Source organism: Maritalea mediterranea (genome assembly GCF_021568695.1).
In the GTDB taxonomy this organism is placed as follows: domain Bacteria; phylum Pseudomonadota; class Alphaproteobacteria; order Rhizobiales; family Devosiaceae; genus Maritalea; species Maritalea mediterranea.
Map to the genome: position 1 here is coordinate 436526 of NZ_JAKGTI010000001.1, position 16709 is coordinate 453234.

Below are 16709 nucleotides of genomic sequence, written 5' to 3' on the forward strand. Positions count from 1 at the left end.
GGTATATGTCACCGCGCCCCACGATCAAAACAATCGCTAAAGAAACGGGCCTGTCCACGGCAACCGTTTCCAAGGCGCTCAACGGCTCGCCGCAAGTGCGCCCGAACACCCGCGACAAGATTTTGGATGTTGCCAAAAAGCTTGGCTATGAGATGAATTTGAGCGGCGTGCAGTTGCGCACTGGCAAAACGCATCAGATTGCGATGATCACAGTGATCTCATCACCTCATGATGATGAATGGGGCGGGGTAGGCTATGCCCAATTGGTCTATGGCGTGTCAGATGTGCTCGCTGATACGCCCTACCGCGTGGTTCAATATCAGGCCAGTTCATATGATGAAAGCCTCGAGATCATTCAACGCATTGTCGCCAATCGCAAAGCCGATGGCATCATTCTGCCAGGCACCCGCGCCCGGGATGCGCGCGTTGAGTATATGCAGCAGCAAGACTTTCCATTTGTCACCTATGGCATGACCGAGCTTGAGCGCCCGCACGCTTATGTGGATACGCATAACCAGCGGATTGTCTCGATATGCGTTGAGCGTTTGATCGCGAAGGGACACCGTCGGATTGCGATGCTGAACGCCGATTCGGTTCTGATGTATTCGCACGACCGGGAGCGCGCCTATCGCCACTCGCTCGATGCAGCTGGCCTGCCGTTTGACCCTAGTTTGATCGCAAATGGTGAGCTCACGCCTGGTTTTGGCCGTGAGCAATTTTTCGAAATGTCGATGTTCGACGACCCGCCAACCGCCTATTTTTGTGCCAATGAAGCAACCGCGATGGGCGTTTTGTCCGGCTTCCATGTTCGGGGCTACGAACATGGCCGCGATGCGGTGGTGATTGCGACCGACGATTTGAACGTTTCGCAATATTTCTCACCACCCATCACCACTTGCTATTTGCCGATTTCCAAGCCCAGCCAGGCGCTCGGTGAGTTCATGTTGAACTTGCTTAACGGTGAAGCACCGGAAAAACTGCAAAAGCTCTTCGTACCTGACCTGATTGAACGCTCATCGGATGAGTTACACAGTTAGCAGTGGTCAATCAGCCAGGGCGCAAAACGAGAATCGTTGGCCATGCGTTGGGCAATCTGAGTGACTTTGTCACTCAACGCGCATAATGGAGCCCGTGTGGGGCCCGCGTTCAGACCACGTGCTTGCAAAATGGCCTTAATGCCGGGCAGCACGCCCATTTCTAATAGCTCACCAACAAATTGCTGAGAAACATCTTGAAGTTGCTGGGCTCCAGCAAGATCACCGGCCGAAATTGCCCTGTTCAGCTCGGCATATAATTTGCCCATAACATTATAAGTTGAGCCGATGCCACCATGTGCGCCCAGAGCGCCTGCACTCAGATAAATTTCGTCAAATCCGAAGTAGAAAATCTTGTCGGGGTGTGCGGCCTTAAGTTGACTGAACTTAAAAAGATCTTGAGATGTAAATTTAATGCCCGCCACATTGGGTAACTGAAGGATGCTGCTCAGGACCTCAAAAGGTAAAGGCCGGTTGGTGCGCACTGGCACTTCATATACAATCATTGGGAGCGCGGTGGCGGCGCTCAACGCGCGATAATAGTTGATAATTTCGCCGTCTGTGAAGGGATAGGCGTGCGGGGGCAAAGCGGAAAGTCCATGAAATCCAAGTCGCTCGGCGTTTTGAGCCAGCGCAATCGAATCGCGGAGATTTGGTGCCCCCACATGCGCGATTAGCGTGCCTTGCCCTTGTGGCACAACTTCAGCCACCACCTGCTGCTGGTCTAACAATTCAGTCGTGCTCAACAGACCAGATTCACCGCTGCTGCCACCGACATATAAACCATCAAGACCTTGTCCGAGCACCGCTTCGGTCACTTTGGCCTGTCGTTCGGGGCTAAAGGACTGATCGTCCTCCATTGCGGTGATGAGGGCGGCAAACATGCCGCGCAATTGGGTCTTCATCCTATCCTCCAGTTTTTCCAGCCAATTTCACAGTTTCGCGATGGCTTAGCTCTGTTTAGCAACTCCAAACATCATTAAAACACAAATTTTTGTTTGACAATTATTTTGTTTGGTAATACCAAAAATAAAAAATGGTAAGGCAAATGCTTGCGGCCAGATAGGCAAACGGCGTATCTAAGAGAGCATCATTGCCAAATTAGGAGGATTAAATGGCCTTAAGGGACATTGACCATCAGCAAAAGGAACAGCGTCGAGCCGCCGACGTGATTGCTGATGCCTTGATCGATGAAATTCGAGACGGGACAATTGCGTTAGATACGGCGTTGCCCACCGAACGTGAGCTGTGCGAGCGCTTTTCAGCGTCGCGCCCCACCGTGCGTGAAGCGCTGGCGCAAATGCAAATGCGCGGCTATGTGGAAACCGGTTCGGGGCGCCGCCCGCGTGCTGCGCGCCCCTCTATTCAAACCGTGCTGCAAACCACGGGAATGCACCTGCGCGAGATTTTAGGGGATGCCGAAAGCGGCGCGCACCTCGAACAGATGCGGCAATTTATTGAGGCAGGGGCTGCCCGTGAAGCAGCCTTAAAAGCCGATAATGTTCAAATCACCAAGCTACAGTCCGCGTTGGAAGCGAACTACAAGGCGATTGGCTCGACACAGTTTGCTGAAACTGACATCGCGTTTCACCGGGCGATCGTCTCGGTGCTGGGCAATCCGATCATTCTCAAATTGCACGACATGTTTGTGAGCGCTTTGCTTGCCGGACGTGCCCCCACGGATGATCCGGAGCGGTACGACACCATGGCCTATGAAGAGCATCGGGCCATCTACCAAGCGATATTGGATGGCGATGTTGTTACCGCCACCAACATTACAGACCGGCATTTGGCGCGGTCTTATCGGGCACGTTTGAGTGTGCCCAAATCCACCCTAAGTGAAAATCAAACAGAATTGGCAGCCAAAGGGCTGACCTAAAATTGGCAAGCACCGTCTTTGCCAATCATCATAAATGGAGGAAATTGATGAACATCACGACCAAAACATTGAGCGGCCTGACCGCAATTTTGTTGGCAACGACGAGTGTGCAGGCAGCAGAGCTGACTTTTGGCATGCAGGACAACGAAGTCTCCAACGTCTATCAAGGCGCGGTTGCCTTCAAAGACAAGTTGGAAGAGGTTTCTGGCGGTGAAATGAGCGTAAAGCTCTTCCCCTCTGCGACATTGGGTGACTTTAAGGCCATGGTGGCCCAGGTGCAGGCCGGTGAGCTGGATATGGTGATGACCGGCTATCCGGACATGAGCTACATCATTCCAGAGCTGAAATTGATCGGCGCGCCTTATGTGGTGAAAGATTACGATCACCTGAAGGAAATCATTGCCGGGCCGTGGGGCCAGGAAATGGACGCCAAATTCCAGGATGAAGGCGTGAAGCTTTTGGATGTTTGGTATTACGGCACCCGCCAAACCACATCGAACAAGCAGATCAATTCCATTGAAGACATGGCCGGGTTGCGCATGCGCACACCGAATGTGCCTTTCCTGATCGCCTATGCCGAAAATGTGGGCGCAACTCCGGCGCCGGTGGCATTCCAGGAGGTGTATTTGGCGCTGCAGACCAATCAGGTTGATGCGCAAGAAAACCCATTGCCCACCATCGATGCGATGAAATTCTATGAAGTGCAGGACTATATCGCCATGACCAACCACTTTGTGGCGTCTGCCGCGATCCAGATATCTGCGGACAAATGGAACGGCATGAGCGACCAGGAAAAAGCGTGGGTTGAAGAAGCCGTGATGGCGGGTGGCAAAGTCTCCAACGATTTGACCTTTGAAGCCGAAGCCAATTTGATCGACAGCTTCAAGGAAAAAGGCCTGACCATTACCGAGCCGGATCTGGAGCCATTCCGCGCAGCAATGAAGCCTTATTATGATGAGCTGGAAGCTGAGTTTGGTGAAGGCGCCATTGCAAAAGTGATCGGGAATTAGTCAGTCCATCACAACTCCTTAAATGCCTTAACCGGGGGTGGAGGCAACTTCACCCCCAAACCCTAAAGCGAGATCACATGAACCTAGAGCGCAAATATAGTTTGGAAGGCACCATAGCGACCCTTTTGTTTGTCGCGTTGATATTGGTGATATTATTGCAAATTCTGGGGCGCACCAATTTGGTGACGGGGCCGGTATGGACCGAGGAGGTCGCCCGTTGGCTTTGGGTGTGGATGGCGTTCTTCGCGATCCCCGAAGTTGAGCGGCAAAATGCCCAGCTGAAAATGGGTTTTTTGGCTGAAATGCTCGCGGCTAAAGTGCAAGCGGCGCTCTATTTGCTGATCGATCTGATCTATTTCGGCATTATGGTTCATCTCAGCTTTATTGGCTACAAAACCATTTTGCGCACCTGGCGCAATGAAAGCGTGACCCTGCCGACAAGCGATGCCTTGCTTTACGCGTCCGCCTTTGTGGCGTCCTTCTTTGTGCTGTTCCGCATTGCCCAACGCATTTGGCAGCAGGTTCAAACCTTCAAGGCCAAGGGGGAAAACCAATGATTTTGAGTATTATTGGCCTTGCTTGGCTTTTGATGGTGCTGGTGGGTGTGCCCATTGGCATCGCGATGATTTTCGTCTCCATGGGCTATTTCTATTATACCGGCATGGGCCTCACTTTTGCCGTGCAGCGCATGGTGGACGGGTTGAACAGCTTTCCCATGCTCGCCGTGCCGCTGTTTATTCTGGCCGCCGCCATTCTCAACTCGTCGCGCATCACGCACCATTTGTTCGGTTTTGCCCGCGCCTTAGTTGGTCACATCACGGGCGGGCTGGGGCATGTGAATGTGCTGGCCTCACTGTTTTTCTCCGGCATGTCTGGTTCAGCCCTGGCGGATGCGGGCGGCCTGGGTAAAATGGAAATCGAAGCCATGCGCGACGCTGGCTATGATGAAGAGTTTGCCGGCTCAGTCACCGCCGCGTCTTCCATGATCGGTCCTCTGGTGCCGCCCTCCATCACCATGGTGCTTTATGGGGTCGTTTCCAACACCTCGATCGGCCAATTGTTTTTGGGCGGCATTGTGCCCGGTGTCATGTGCGCAATTGCGTTGATGGTTATGGTTTATTTTATGGCCAAACGCCGGGGCTATCCGACAGATGCGCGCAAAAGTTATGGCGAAATCGGCACCTTGTTCATCAAGTCGCTACCCGCCTTGCTCACCCCGGTGGTGATCGTGGGGGGCATCTTTTCCGGCTATTTCAGCCCCACCGAAGCCGCAGCCATCACCGTGGTCTATGCCATTTTGATCGACCTGTTGTTCTATCGTGAACTCACCCTGAAGCGACTTTGGACTGCGCTTTACGAAACCACCAGCACCTCTGCCGGCATCGCCACGATTATTGCCGGCGTCAGCCTGCTTGGCTATGTGCTGGCGCGGGAACAGGCACCGCAGCAAATCGCACAGCTCTTTCTGTCCATCGCCAACGATCCGATCAGCTTTCTGATTGCCGTCAATTTGATGATTTTTGTGCTGGGCTGTCTGGTGGAAAGCTTGGCCATCCTGCTGATTGTTGTGCCGATATTGGTGCCCATCGCCATCAGCTTTGGTATTGATCCTGTGCATTTCGGTATCATCATTGTGCTTAATCTGATGATCTCGATTTTGACCCCACCCATGGGCATGGCCCTGTTTGTGGTGGCGCAGGTCGGCAATATTCCTTATCTCAAATTGGCAAAATCAATCCTGCCCTGGCTCCTCCCGCCCATTATTGTGTTGATTTTGGTGTGCATCTTCCCAGTATTGGCCACGGGCTTGCCAAACTTGATGGGGTAAATATGTCAATTTTAGACCAAATGCGTGCTGGCGTGGTCGTATCCTGCCAGCCCGTTGATCATGGCCCCATGGACCAGCCGCACATTGTGGCCGCGATGGCACAAGCGGTTGTGGCCGGCGGCGCCAAAGCGGTGCGGATCGAAGGCGCGGAAAATGTACGCGCCACCCGCCCACATCTCACCGTGCCGATCATTGGCATCGTGAAGCGCGACCTGTCCGATAGCGATGTGCGCATCACGCCTTTTGTGGACGATGTTAGAGACTTGGCCAGCGCAGGGGCCGATATCATCGCCTATGATGCAACCGATCGCCCCAGGCCGGTGGCTACCCAAACGTTGGTTGCCGAAATCTTGGCACAAGGCAAAATGGCGATGGCGGATTGCAGTACGTTCGAAGATGGGCAGCGGGCGGCAAAAGAGGGCGCTCTAATTCTCGGCTCTACCTTATCTGGTTATGTCGGCGCGAATCCCGTTTCAGATCAGGACCAGCCGGATTACAAACTTTTGAAGCGGCTTAAAAAGCTGAATTTGTTCATCATGGCCGAGGGGCGCTACGCCAACCCCGAACGGGTGCGCGAGGGCTTTGCGCATGGTGCGGATGCAGTAACCGTGGGCACAGCGCTCACCCGATTGGAAATCATGACAAGCTGGTTTTGCGCAGAGGCTCCGAATGGTTGAAATGTTGAACGGATTTGCCCTCGATCTGGGCGGCACAAAGCTCGCCGCGGCGCGCTTTGCGAACGGCAAGCTGGCGCAAAAAGCGCAAATGCCGACGCAGGCGAACGCGGATTTTGAGCAGTTGACGGACAATATGGAAGAATTGTTGGCGGGACTTGGGTTTCAAAAAGGCGATCGCCTTGGTGTTGCACTCACCGGTCGCTTGGACCAACAAGGCTATTGGTCTGCCGTTAATGGCGGTACGCTGCCAAAGATCAATAATATTGACGTCCGCACAGCGCTTATTGATCGATTTGGCACGTACCTCACGATCCTCAACGATGCCGCCGCTGCCGCCTGCGGCGAGGCCCATTTCGGGGTCGGGCGCGGCGTTGACATCTTTGGCTACATCACCATTTCCACGGGTGTGGGCGGCGGTATTGTGCTGAAGGGCCAACCCCTTACCAGCCCGAACGGCTTAGCCGGACATATCGGGTTTATGCGCTCGCCAATCGGAGAGCAGCTTTGTGGATCTGGCCGTTTTGGTACGGTGGAAAGCGTTGCCGGTGGCCGTGCAATAGCCCTGCAAGCCCAAAGGGCGGGCCACGCTGATTGTGAAGCGCGGGATGTCTTTTTAGCCCATCAGCAAGGGCAGGCATGGGCCTCCATCATTGTCAGCCGTGCGGCGCAGGCCATTGCCATTCAAATTGCTGACCTCACGTCAATTTTCGGTCTTGGGCGGGTCGCTGTTGGGGGATCTATTGGCCTGGCACAGGGGTTTATTCCCCTGATCAAACAGTATTTGGTAGACGAACCTGAGCTCTTCAGGCCCGAGATTGCGCCTGCCGCCCTTGGGGGCGATAGTCCACTTTACGGCGTCTTAACGGGGTGACTTGATCGTCCGCCAAAGCCCAAATATCAGGCTGCATATGCCCACCAATGCACTCAGGGCGAAACCCAGAAATTTGAGCCCCGTGACCACACCTGCTGCAGCCAGCAACAATGTTGCAGGGGCAGGCGCCGTGGCAACGCAAAGCGTGAAGATCAAATTTTCCGCAAAATCTGCCAGCAGCAAAAACACCGGCGGCAGCAGCAAAAGAGTTGCGTGCGGGGGCAGACCCGGGCCGGCGGCGTTCAGGCCGAATCCGATCAAAGCGGCAAACGCCATGGCCAGAAGCGCAGCAGCAACCATATCCACGACGTAAAACAGATAGGCCAGAGGGCGCTGGCCGCTCTGGGCGATTTCGTCAAAATGAAGCTGCGCTGTATCCGGCGTGAAAAAGGGGTTTTCCTCAAGCGCCACGCCGCCTTGGGCATCTATATAATCGGGGTAAAGTCCGGTACTGAGCAGGGCCAGCTGGAACCAAACGATTGGCGCGATAATGATCAGCCAACGCCGCCAACCTCGAATTCTATAGATGAACAAACGCGCTAATACCGCCATGATATTCCTCCTTCACGGGCAAGGGCCGGCATGATGTTTTGTTGGATCAGTTCATAGAGACGTGCGGCACGGCGTGGGTGTGTGTCCCACCAGCCCGCGGCCCATTCCAGCGGCTCGGTCCCCACGACAATTACCGCATCCTCATTTGGCAGGATCACCAAAAGATGGCCGCCAAAGCCTTCGGCGATATAGGCGGGTTGTCCGCTTAAGTCTTTAAGCCACCATAAAAAGCCATAGCCCTTTTTGGCGGTGGAGCTGTTTGCTGGCCACGGCCCCTGATTCATTTGCCAGCTTTGACGGATCCAACTGCGGGGAATGAGCTGATGTTGATCCCAGCGACCCTCATCCAAATAGAGCTGTCCGAACTTGGCCAGCAGTTCGGGAGTGAGATAAAAGTCGGTGCCGCCAAACACAGTGCCTTCGGGCGAGCGGGTCACCGCATGTAGGGTGCCGCCCAGCGGGGTGAAAAGCTTGCGCTGCGCATATATGGCCAAATCTTCGCCGGTAGCGCGCGTCAGAATATCGGCCAGCACATAGGTGGATGCGGTGGCGTAATTGAACTTTTCGCCCGGTTGATGCGGTTGTGGCAAATCCAAAATGTTGCGGGTCCAGTTTTGCCCCTGATAAACGCGATTGCTGGCCGCGCTGTTTTCAGCAAACTCAAAACCCGCTGTCATGGTCAGCAAATGGCGAATGGTGATGTTGCGTTTGGCGGCGGGAAGGTCAGGATAGAAATGTGAAAGCGAGACATCGATTGAAGCAAGGTGTCCTTCGGTCACCGCAATGCCCACGAGCGCCGACAAGATCGACTTGGCCACCGATTTAACATTTGATGGCCGTTTCGCGGCACCGGGGACTTTCTCCGATTTCCCGATGAGATGTCCGTTCTTCAAGATCAGGACGCTGGTGATGAAATCATGCTGGTGCGCCAGATCAGAAAAGGCGGCAATCAAGCGCCCGCTGGGCAGCGTAGTTTGCACATGCTGGCGGGGCAGATGTTGCAGCTCTCCGCTATAGAGCAATGCATGTTCCACCCTCGAACACCCTGCCATTACTGCAACCATAAAAAAAAGACTGATCAACCGTTTCATATGATGGCGCCCCGACTATTTGACCAGCGCCTGTTCGACGCGCGCATAAATACGTTTGGCAATCAACTTTGGAATTCTGTTTTCGCGCGCGAATGCGGTGATAAAGGCCTCGCGCTTTTCGGGCGACGACATGCGGTCGCGCACCGTTTCCAAGGAGGAGGCCTCTTGCAAAAACTTAAAGAATTTCCGCACCCGCCACATCGCAATGAGCGGCAACACCACGGCATGATATCCGGTAATCCAAACGATGATAAAGGTGATTAGAAGCGGATATTGCGATCTCTCGGCAGCAAAAAGCAAATACCACAAAATGTAAGGGACTAGGGTCAGCAACTCCAAAAGCCAAAGGAAAAAAGCCAGTCTCATCTTCAGCCTTTCCAAAATCAACAGGTTGAATAAATAGCTTTGTAATGCAAAGTTATTAGCTTTGCAATGCAAAGTTTGGGGCTGCAGAGGTAGGAGCGGGCGTAGCGTCTATTGCGTAGACTAGTTCGTGGGTTTGGGGGCCAGGGGGCGCGATAGATGCTGTTCAGATGCCAAATCGGCTGTGGGCATGAGCACTTGCAGCTGTTTCACATAGTCGACAAGCGCTGCATGACCCTTTTTGCTCAACCGATATATCGATTGTGGGCGACCGTCTCCGCCCAATTGATGGGACTGAAGATAGGCGGCGTTTTCCAGCTTTTGCAAATGGGATTTCAGGTTGCCGTCTGACAGCTGCAAAACCCGCTTGAGTTCCGAGAAACTGGCCTCCTGCCGGGCAGCAAGATAAGCGACAATGCGCGTGCGGGTGGGCTGGTGCAACAGCTGGTCCAACTCGGGCGGAGTGAAGTCTGGCGTCATGCGTGGTCAGCCCTTGTGATGTGGCCAAGGCAAAATTCAATGGCTGGCAGGCCAATTCCCAAAAAAGCAGCAGCGGTGAAGCGCGCCGGGTCACTCGGCACGTTAAAGCAAATAAGCGAAAGGCCCGCACACACATAAACGCTACCCAGAGCTTCAAGACTCTTGTGGCCGAATAGTCCATGCGAAAACAAAACAACACCCGCTGTGATCAGCCAGACACCATAAATCAAATGCCCGGCGCCCAATTGATTGACGCCAATGGCAGCGCCCAGTCCTAAAATCAGGCTCAACTGCCAGATTTTGCGCAGCTGAATTTGCGCAAAGGAAAGGGGTTCACCGCAGTCTGCCCGCAGCTTGTTCAACCAACAGCGATCCAGCCAGAAGGCGGCGCCAAGCACACTGCCCAGCCAAATCAGCTGCAAAAAGGTGCGTAGGCCAGGGTCCGGAAAGCGGGTTAACGTGATGAGATTGTCCGTGACGAGCAACAACAAACCGCTAACACCGCCCCAAAGATAGAAGCTGTGTCTGGGCAAGCTGACATTGCGATGGCCCATGACCAGCATGGTTTGAATGTCGTCGATCGGATTGCGGTTCCACATGTGCAAGGTGCGCCTGATAGCCCAGAATGGTTGTCGCGCAATTGTACGCTTTGGAATACAAAGCGACAAGTCTCCAGGCTGAAATATTGCGAGCCAACTCATGGGCGAGTTGGGGCCTAATGGCTGGTCATGGGATGAGAACTCACCCACAACTCAACGCTCTCCTCGTCACTCACCACTTTGGAAAAATGTTTTTCGCTGGTGTCGTGGTGGATCGTGTCCCCAGGCTTCATCTCATAGACCTTGTCGCCCAAATGATATTCCAGTTCACCGGAGATCAGATAGCAAAACACTTCCCCCTTATGCTGCATCATTTCGGCCACATGTCCCGGCGGCCGGTGGATGATGCAGGGGTAAAAAAGCGCCCCGGAAAAGCCCGGCCCCAGTTTTTCATACCAACGGCCATTTTCGCCCAAACTGTAGCTTTGGCGATGTTCGGCCTTGGTCAGCGGCTCAAACGGCTCACTCACATTCAGCAATTGCTCGATTGAGGTGTTCAACACCTTGGCGATTCGCATGAAGGAGGAGAGGGAGGGCGCGCTGATTCCGCGCTCCACCTGCGAGATGAACCCCACCGTCAATTCAGTGGCCTCCGCCACATCCACCAGCGTTTTACCGAGCGCTTTGCGCCGCCTTCGGATGGCAAAGCCGATTTCTTCATTGCTGGGTTCAGGACGGGAGCTTTGCACGGGAAGGGCCTTTCGAACAACGACAATATTCAAACTGAAAACCCAATGTGCATGGCCGACGACGCAAACACAAGCCCTGAAGCCTTACTAAAATAAATTATAGCTTGACTAAATATAGATAGCTGTGCAGTTTGAATTGGATACAATCTGCAATAGTGCACAATTCATCTCTGAGGGAGGAAACCAGAATGAAAAAACTATTGATGGCGACTGTCGCGGCCGCCGCAATGTTTTCAGCAGTACCAAGCATGGCGATCGAACGCGGCGGGTCGTTGACCTTTGCCCGCTACGACGATTCTACGCTGATCGATCCAATTTATGCCGACCGCAATCCAGATATCTGGATGGTCACCAATCTTTATGACACATTGTTGCGCACCGAGGCCGATGGGAAAACCATTACATCTGGCCTTGCACAAAGCTATGATGTTGCCGAAGACGGGCAGAGCCTAACCCTGACCTTGCGCGATGACATCATGTTTTCGGATGGCACGCCGATTGAAGGCAAGGATGTTGTGTTCTCGTTGACCCGCGCGTCTGACCCGGATTTGAGCCCTTGGGCCGGATTGCTCAGTTCAATTGAAGAGGTGAGTGCAACGGGCAACCAAGTCACCATCAAGCTGAACCGTCCCGATCCGACCATCGTGTTGATGTTGGCGACCTTCAACACCGCCATTGTGTCGGCCGATGCCTTTGAAGCAGCCAGCGGTGAAACCGATCAGGAAAAAGCACAAAGCTTGTCGATTGACGGGTTTGTGGGCTCTGGTCCATTTATGATGAAATCCCACCAGCGCGGCACCTTGATGCAGTTTGGGGCCAACCCGCATTATTGGCGCGAAGGGGAAGATGGCGAGCCATTGCCTTATATGGACGGCATCAACTTCCTCGTGATCCCGGATGACGCGACCCGCATTCTGAAATTGCAGGCTGGCGAAGTCGATGGGGCCGAATTTATCCCGTTCGCCCGCGTGGCTGAGTTGGAAGCGGATGAGAACATCAATATGGAATTGTTCCCCTCCACCCGCATTATCTATTCACCTATGAATACGCGGGACACACGGGCCGATGGGTCAGACAATCCTTTGGCGGACATGAAGCTGCGTCAAGCACTCAACTACGCCACCGACAAGAATGCGCTGGTGCAGTTGGTGCTGCAGGGGGCTGGCAAGCCGGTGACGTCTGGTTTGATGGCATCTACCACCCAATTGGCCACCGATAATGGTCCGATCTATCAATATGACTTGGATAAAGCCAAAACGCTGATAGCAGAGGCTGGTGTGGCCGACGGCACTGAGTTGACGCTGACCATTTTGGCCGGCTCGGCTGACGACGCGATCATTTTGAGCGCGTTGCAGCAAATGTGGTCTCAGATCGGGATTGATTTGAAGGTCGAGCAGGTGGACGGGCCAACACGTGGCGCGAAAAACCGCTCCGGCGAGTTCGACATTCACACCTATGGCTGGGTGAATGATGTGAACGATCCGGCCCAAGTGGCTGGCTGGTTGGGCTATTACCCAACGGCCAAGGCTGTGGGCACCGGCTGGAACAATGAAGAGTTCAACAGCCTTTATGAAGCCTCAAATGTGGAAATGGACCCGGCAAAACGCGCAGAGCAATATGCGCGCATGCAGGAGATCTATAATGAAGAAGCACCCTTGCTCTTCATGTATGAGACGCCATTTGCCGTTGCCTTGTCAGATGATGTGAAGGGCTATGTGCAGACCCCATTGGGCAATAACGAGTTCGCATCGACCTGGATCGATCGCTAAGTCCTCCTCCTATGGGTCTTCATCTCACTGACCCTAACCTCGGCATGTGGGCGCTTTGGCGCTCACATGTCCTTTGAGAACAGCTATGTCGACCATATCCTATTTCTTTTCGCGGTTGCTGCAGATCATCCCGACCTTTTTGATCGTGATGGTGATCATCTTTTTGCTGGTGCGTGCGCTCCCGGGCGATCCGGCCATTGCCATGGCCGATGCAAAGGCCACAACTGAACAGTTGGAGCAAATCCGACAGCGTTTGGGACTTGATCAACCGCTCTGGATTCAGTTTGGCATTTTCGTCAAAAATGTCTTCACCGGCAATCTCGGCGACTCCATTCTGATGAAAGCGCCAGTCACTCAAGTGATTTTGGAGCGCTTGCCCGCATCCGGATTTCTCACCCTTTATGCGGTGTTGTTTTCTTTGCTGATTGCCGGCCCGTTGGCCTTTGTCGCTGCGCTCAATCGCAACACATGGCTCGACACCACCATTCGTTCCGCCTTTCAAGTGGGTCTTTCCACCCCGGTCTTTTACATCGGCTTGCTGTTGCTCACCTTTCTGGCTGCACGCATGCGCTGGTTTCCAGTGGGCGGATATGGCACGACATTCCTTGAACATATGTATCATTTGCTTTTGCCCGCGCTCACCGTGGCGCTTTACACCTCGGCGATCATCATGCGCAATTTGCGCTCATCGGTGATCGAAGTGGTGGATGCAGAATATGTGCAGTTCGCCCGCGCCAAAGGCTTGCCCGAACGCATCATTTTGGGTCGCCATGTGCTGCGCAACGCGTTGATCTCAACCGTCACCCTGTTGGGCCTGTCCATCGGCAATCTGATGAGCGGCACCTTGGTCACCGAAACTGTGTTTGCGGTGCCCGGCGTTGGTCGTTTGATGCTCGATGCGATCTTTGCCCGCGACTATCCGCTCATTCAGGGGCTCACGCTCACCTTCGCCGTGCTGGTGTCCATCATCTTTTTGCTCACCGATCTGATCCAGGCTTGGCTCGATCCCAGATTGCGGGTGGCGTAAATGGTCAAAAAACTCTTTTTCCGCTTGCCGCGTAAATCGCGCATGGTGGCGCTCAAGCGCCCCAGCTTTTTGCTCGGCCTTTTTATCTTGATCAGTTCCATCTCGCTGGCCCTGTTTCCAGATCTGTTCGCGCCTTATGATCCGAACGTGTTTGATTACACGGCGATCAAACAACCGCCTTCGGCGCTGCATTGGTTCGGCACCGACAATTTGGGGCGTGACACTTTTTCACGGGTGATCTGGGCCTATTCGGTCAATATGCAAATGGCGCTGTTCGCCACCATTTTTTGCTTGGCCATCGGCATCTTTGTCGGGGCGTTGGTGGGCTATTATGGCGGCGTTGCTGACATGATCTTTGGCCGCTGTGTTGATGCGATCATCACCTTCCCCTTTTTGGTGCTCGTGATCGCCGTGGTTGCCGTGTTGGGGCCGGGCCTCACCAACATGTATATCGCCATCACCCTTGTGGGCTGGGTTTATTATGCGCGACTGATGCGCGCCGAAATTATGGGCCAGATGGCCAATGATTATGCGGCGGCAGGCAAGGTGATGGGCTATTCTGATCGCCGCATCATTTTTCGCCATTTGCTGCCCAACGCCATCACCCCGGTGATTGTTTATTGGATGACCGATATGGCGTTGGCCATTTTGCTCGGCTCTTCCCTTGGCTATCTCGGCTTGGGCGCGCAACCGCCGCAAGCGGAATGGGGTGTGCTGATTGCTGAAGGGCGCAATTTCATCACCACCGCATGGTGGCTGAGCCTGATGCCGGGCATTGCCATCGTGTTGACGGGCTTGGGCTTTTCGCTGGTGGGCGATGGCATCACCGATTTAATGCGGCCACGGGGATAGGGGACAGATATGACACAATCAAATTCACCCCTTCTATCGGTCAAAAATCTCAGCACCTCCTTTCATGTAGGCGGACAAAAGCTCCGTGCGGTCGATGAGGTCAGCTTTGACCTTGCTGAGGGGGAAGTGCTCGGCATTGTGGGCGAAAGTGGCTCGGGCAAATCCATCACCCTGCGGTCCATTATGGGACTGGCGCGACGCTATGGCGAAGTGACCGGCGAAGTGATGTGGCAAGGCGAAAATCTGGTCACCAAGCCCGAAGCGCAAATGCGTAAAATTCGCGGCAAAGACATTGCGATGATTTTCCAAGAACCCATGTCTTCGCTTAACCCATTGCTGACCGTGGGCGTACAGATCAAAGAAAATCTGGTGACCCACACAGATTTGGACAAAAAAGCCCGTGTACAGCGCGCCATCGAATTGCTGGAGTTGGTGGGCATTCCCGATGCCTCGCGACGCTTGAATGATTATCCGCATCAATTTTCCGGCGGGATGCGCCAGCGGGTGATGATCGCCATTGCCTTGGCCTCGTCGCCAAAATTGCTGTTGGCGGATGAACCGACCACCGCGCTTGACGTAACCATTCAAAATCAAATTCTGAAATTGATTTTGGACTTGTCGCAAGAACTGGGCATGTCAGTCATTTTGGTGACCCACGATTTGGGCGTTGCGGCACAAACCTGTGATCGGTTGGCGGTGATGTATGGCGGCAAGCTGGTGGAAAAGGGCAGCACCCGCGATGTGTTGCGCAACCCGCTGCATCGTTACACCATGGGCTTGCTGCAATCGGTGCCCGAAAATGTCGAGCCGCGCACCCCGCTCTTTTCACTGCCGGGCACGCCACCTAGCCTGATGAGTTTGCCAAAAGGTTGCGCCTTTGCCCCGCGATGCGCCCATGCTGTGGACGCTTGCACGGCAACCAAGCCGCCACTTGAAGGCACACAGCACCAAGTCGCCTGTTTCAATCCCACCCAACCGCCCGTTGGGGCAGGGGGGCAATCATGACCGAAGTTCTCAAAACCGAAAATATTGTGCTGCACTTTGCCAAAAATCGCTCTCTCGCGGATTGGGTGATGCGGCGGCCGCAGCAAAAGGTGAAGGCGCTCAATGGCGTGTCGCTACGGCTGGAAAAAGGCGAGACCCTTGGCATTGTGGGCGAAAGCGGATGCGGTAAATCCACATTGGCGCGGGTGCTGGCCGGGCTTTATCAACCGCAGCAGGGCGAGATTGAGTTTTATGGCGAGACCATCCTCAACGCCAAAGGCAAAGCTCAGCGCGACTATAACCGCCGGGTGCAAATGATCTTTCAAGATCCCTATTCGTCTTTGAACCCCCGGGTGCGGGTGGGGGACATGTTGCGCGAGGCGTTGAGTGTGCACAAGATGCGCGCCGAACGTGACATCCCCGCCCGCATTGCCGAACTGCTGGAGCTGGTGCGCCTGCCGCAAGATGCGGCGGACAAATTCCCGCACGAATTTTCCGGTGGCCAGCGCCAGCGTATCGCCATCGCCCGTGCGCTGAGCGTCGAACCGGAAGTGCTGATCGCCGACGAACTGGTTTCCGCTCTCGATGTGTCGGTGCAGGCGCAAGTAGTGAACTTGCTGCTCGGGTTGCAGGAAGAATTGGGCCTGACCGTTTTGTTTGTGGCGCATGATTTGCGCCTGGTGCGGCATGTGTCCCATCGGGTGGCGGTGATTTATCTCGGGTCCGTTGTGGAAATCGGCCCGGCGAAAGAACTGTTTGCCGCGCCGCGCCATCCTTATTCCGAAGCTTTGTTGAGTGCGGCCCCATCGCTCGACCCAGACGATAAGGGCAACGCCATTCCCCTCAAAGGCGAATTGCCCAGCCCACTCAACATTCCCACCGGGTGCGCCTATCATGGGCGCTGCCCCCTCGCAACAGATGTGTGCAAAACCACGTTGCCGCTATTGAAGGGCAACCCGGCAAAAGGTCAAGTGGCGTGTCACCATCGTGATCCGATTGAATGA

At 54.4% G+C, this 16709-nt stretch carries 19 protein-coding genes; 12 read left to right on the top strand and 7 right to left on the bottom strand.

Annotated features, from left to right (window positions below; translation table 11 throughout):
• Window positions 1-5 precede the first annotated feature (5 nt).
• Window positions 6-1037 (top strand): LacI family DNA-binding transcriptional regulator, encoded by a 1032-nt coding sequence (locus L1I42_RS02080; RefSeq protein WP_236112846.1) that lies wholly within the window; start codon window positions 6-8, stop codon window positions 1035-1037.
• On the opposite strand, the gene L1I42_RS02085 is transcribed toward L1I42_RS02080, so the two are convergent.
• Window positions 1034-1939 carry a dihydrodipicolinate synthase family protein gene (locus tag L1I42_RS02085; protein WP_236112847.1) on the bottom strand — a complete coding sequence of 302 codons (906 nt, stop codon included), beginning with the start codon at window positions 1937-1939 and terminating at the stop codon, window positions 1034-1036. The two genes, L1I42_RS02080 and L1I42_RS02085, sit on opposite strands and share 4 nt — an antisense overlap.
• A gap of 209 nt (window positions 1940-2148) precedes the next feature.
• Between L1I42_RS02085 and L1I42_RS02090 the strand changes: the two genes are divergently transcribed.
• The 6 genes from L1I42_RS02090 to L1I42_RS02115 all read left to right on the top strand — a co-directional run bounded on the left by L1I42_RS02090 (window position 2149) and on the right by L1I42_RS02115 (window position 7299).
• On the top strand, window positions 2149-2913 hold the full coding sequence (locus L1I42_RS02090) for a FadR/GntR family transcriptional regulator (protein ID WP_236112848.1): 765 nt from the start codon (window positions 2149-2151) through the stop codon (window positions 2911-2913).
• A 47-nt stretch (window positions 2914-2960) separates the two neighbouring features.
• A complete protein-coding gene (locus tag L1I42_RS02095) occupies window positions 2961-3923 on the top strand; it encodes a sialic acid TRAP transporter substrate-binding protein SiaP (protein WP_236112849.1) in 963 nt (320 codons plus the stop codon).
• Between the two features lie 77 nt (window positions 3924-4000).
• The gene (locus L1I42_RS02100) at window positions 4001-4480 is read left to right on the top strand and encodes a TRAP transporter small permease (protein ID WP_236112850.1); all 480 of its coding nucleotides are present in this window, start codon (window positions 4001-4003) and stop codon (window positions 4478-4480) included.
• Window positions 4477-5751: a TRAP transporter large permease gene (locus tag L1I42_RS02105; protein WP_236112851.1), complete on the top strand. Its 1275-nt coding sequence runs from the start codon at window positions 4477-4479 to the stop codon at window positions 5749-5751. The genes L1I42_RS02100 and L1I42_RS02105 overlap by 4 nt, the downstream gene beginning before the upstream one ends.
• 2 nt (window positions 5752-5753) lie before the next feature.
• Window positions 5754-6428, top strand: coding sequence for an N-acetylmannosamine-6-phosphate 2-epimerase (locus L1I42_RS02110; RefSeq protein WP_236112852.1), 675 nt, complete (start codon window positions 5754-5756; stop codon window positions 6426-6428).
• Window positions 6421-7299, top strand: coding sequence for an ROK family protein (locus tag L1I42_RS02115; protein ID WP_236112853.1), 879 nt, complete (start codon window positions 6421-6423; stop codon window positions 7297-7299). Before L1I42_RS02110 ends, L1I42_RS02115 begins: the two co-directional genes overlap by 8 nt.
• On the opposite strand, the gene L1I42_RS02120 is transcribed toward L1I42_RS02115, so the two are convergent.
• From L1I42_RS02120 to L1I42_RS02145, 6 genes are all read right to left on the bottom strand, one after another.
• Window positions 7288-7851: a hypothetical protein gene (locus L1I42_RS02120; RefSeq protein ID WP_236112854.1), complete on the bottom strand. Its 564-nt coding sequence runs from the start codon at window positions 7849-7851 to the stop codon at window positions 7288-7290. The genes L1I42_RS02115 and L1I42_RS02120 overlap by 12 nt on opposite strands.
• Window positions 7839-8885, bottom strand: coding sequence for a serine hydrolase domain-containing protein (locus tag L1I42_RS02125; protein WP_236112855.1), 1047 nt, complete (start codon window positions 8883-8885; stop codon window positions 7839-7841). The genes L1I42_RS02120 and L1I42_RS02125 overlap by 13 nt, the downstream gene beginning before the upstream one ends.
• 72 nt (window positions 8886-8957) lie before the next feature.
• Window positions 8958-9308, bottom strand: a complete 351-nt coding sequence (locus L1I42_RS02130) for a hypothetical protein (RefSeq protein ID WP_236112856.1) — start codon at window positions 9306-9308, stop codon at window positions 8958-8960.
• 120 nt (window positions 9309-9428) lie between these two features.
• Window positions 9429-9785 (bottom strand): transcriptional regulator, encoded by a 357-nt coding sequence (locus L1I42_RS02135; RefSeq protein WP_236112857.1) that lies wholly within the window; start codon window positions 9783-9785, stop codon window positions 9429-9431.
• Window positions 9782-10384 (bottom strand): hypothetical protein, encoded by a 603-nt coding sequence (locus L1I42_RS02140; protein ID WP_236112858.1) that lies wholly within the window; start codon window positions 10382-10384, stop codon window positions 9782-9784. The genes L1I42_RS02135 and L1I42_RS02140 overlap by 4 nt, the downstream gene beginning before the upstream one ends.
• A 116-nt stretch (window positions 10385-10500) precedes the next feature.
• On the bottom strand, window positions 10501-11073 hold the full coding sequence (locus tag L1I42_RS02145) for a helix-turn-helix domain-containing protein (RefSeq protein WP_236112859.1): 573 nt from the start codon (window positions 11071-11073) through the stop codon (window positions 10501-10503).
• Window positions 11074-11261: 188 nt separating this feature from the next.
• Between L1I42_RS02145 and L1I42_RS02150 the strand changes: the two genes are divergently transcribed.
• The 5 genes from L1I42_RS02150 to L1I42_RS02170 all read left to right on the top strand — a co-directional run bounded on the left by L1I42_RS02150 (window position 11262) and on the right by L1I42_RS02170 (window position 16709).
• Window positions 11262-12842, top strand: a complete 1581-nt coding sequence (locus L1I42_RS02150; RefSeq protein WP_236112860.1) for an ABC transporter substrate-binding protein — start codon at window positions 11262-11264, stop codon at window positions 12840-12842.
• 85 nt (window positions 12843-12927) lie between these two features.
• The gene (locus L1I42_RS02155; RefSeq protein ID WP_236112861.1) at window positions 12928-13869 is read left to right on the top strand and encodes an ABC transporter permease; all 942 of its coding nucleotides are present in this window, start codon (window positions 12928-12930) and stop codon (window positions 13867-13869) included.
• Window positions 13870-14721, top strand: coding sequence for an ABC transporter permease (locus L1I42_RS02160; protein ID WP_236112862.1), 852 nt, complete (start codon window positions 13870-13872; stop codon window positions 14719-14721).
• A 9-nt stretch (window positions 14722-14730) separates the two neighbouring features.
• The gene (locus L1I42_RS02165) at window positions 14731-15726 is read left to right on the top strand and encodes an ABC transporter ATP-binding protein (RefSeq protein ID WP_236112863.1); all 996 of its coding nucleotides are present in this window, start codon (window positions 14731-14733) and stop codon (window positions 15724-15726) included.
• Complete coding sequence (locus L1I42_RS02170) at window positions 15723-16709, top strand: ABC transporter ATP-binding protein (RefSeq protein WP_236112864.1); 987 nt, start codon at window positions 15723-15725, stop codon at window positions 16707-16709. Before L1I42_RS02165 ends, L1I42_RS02170 begins: the two co-directional genes overlap by 4 nt.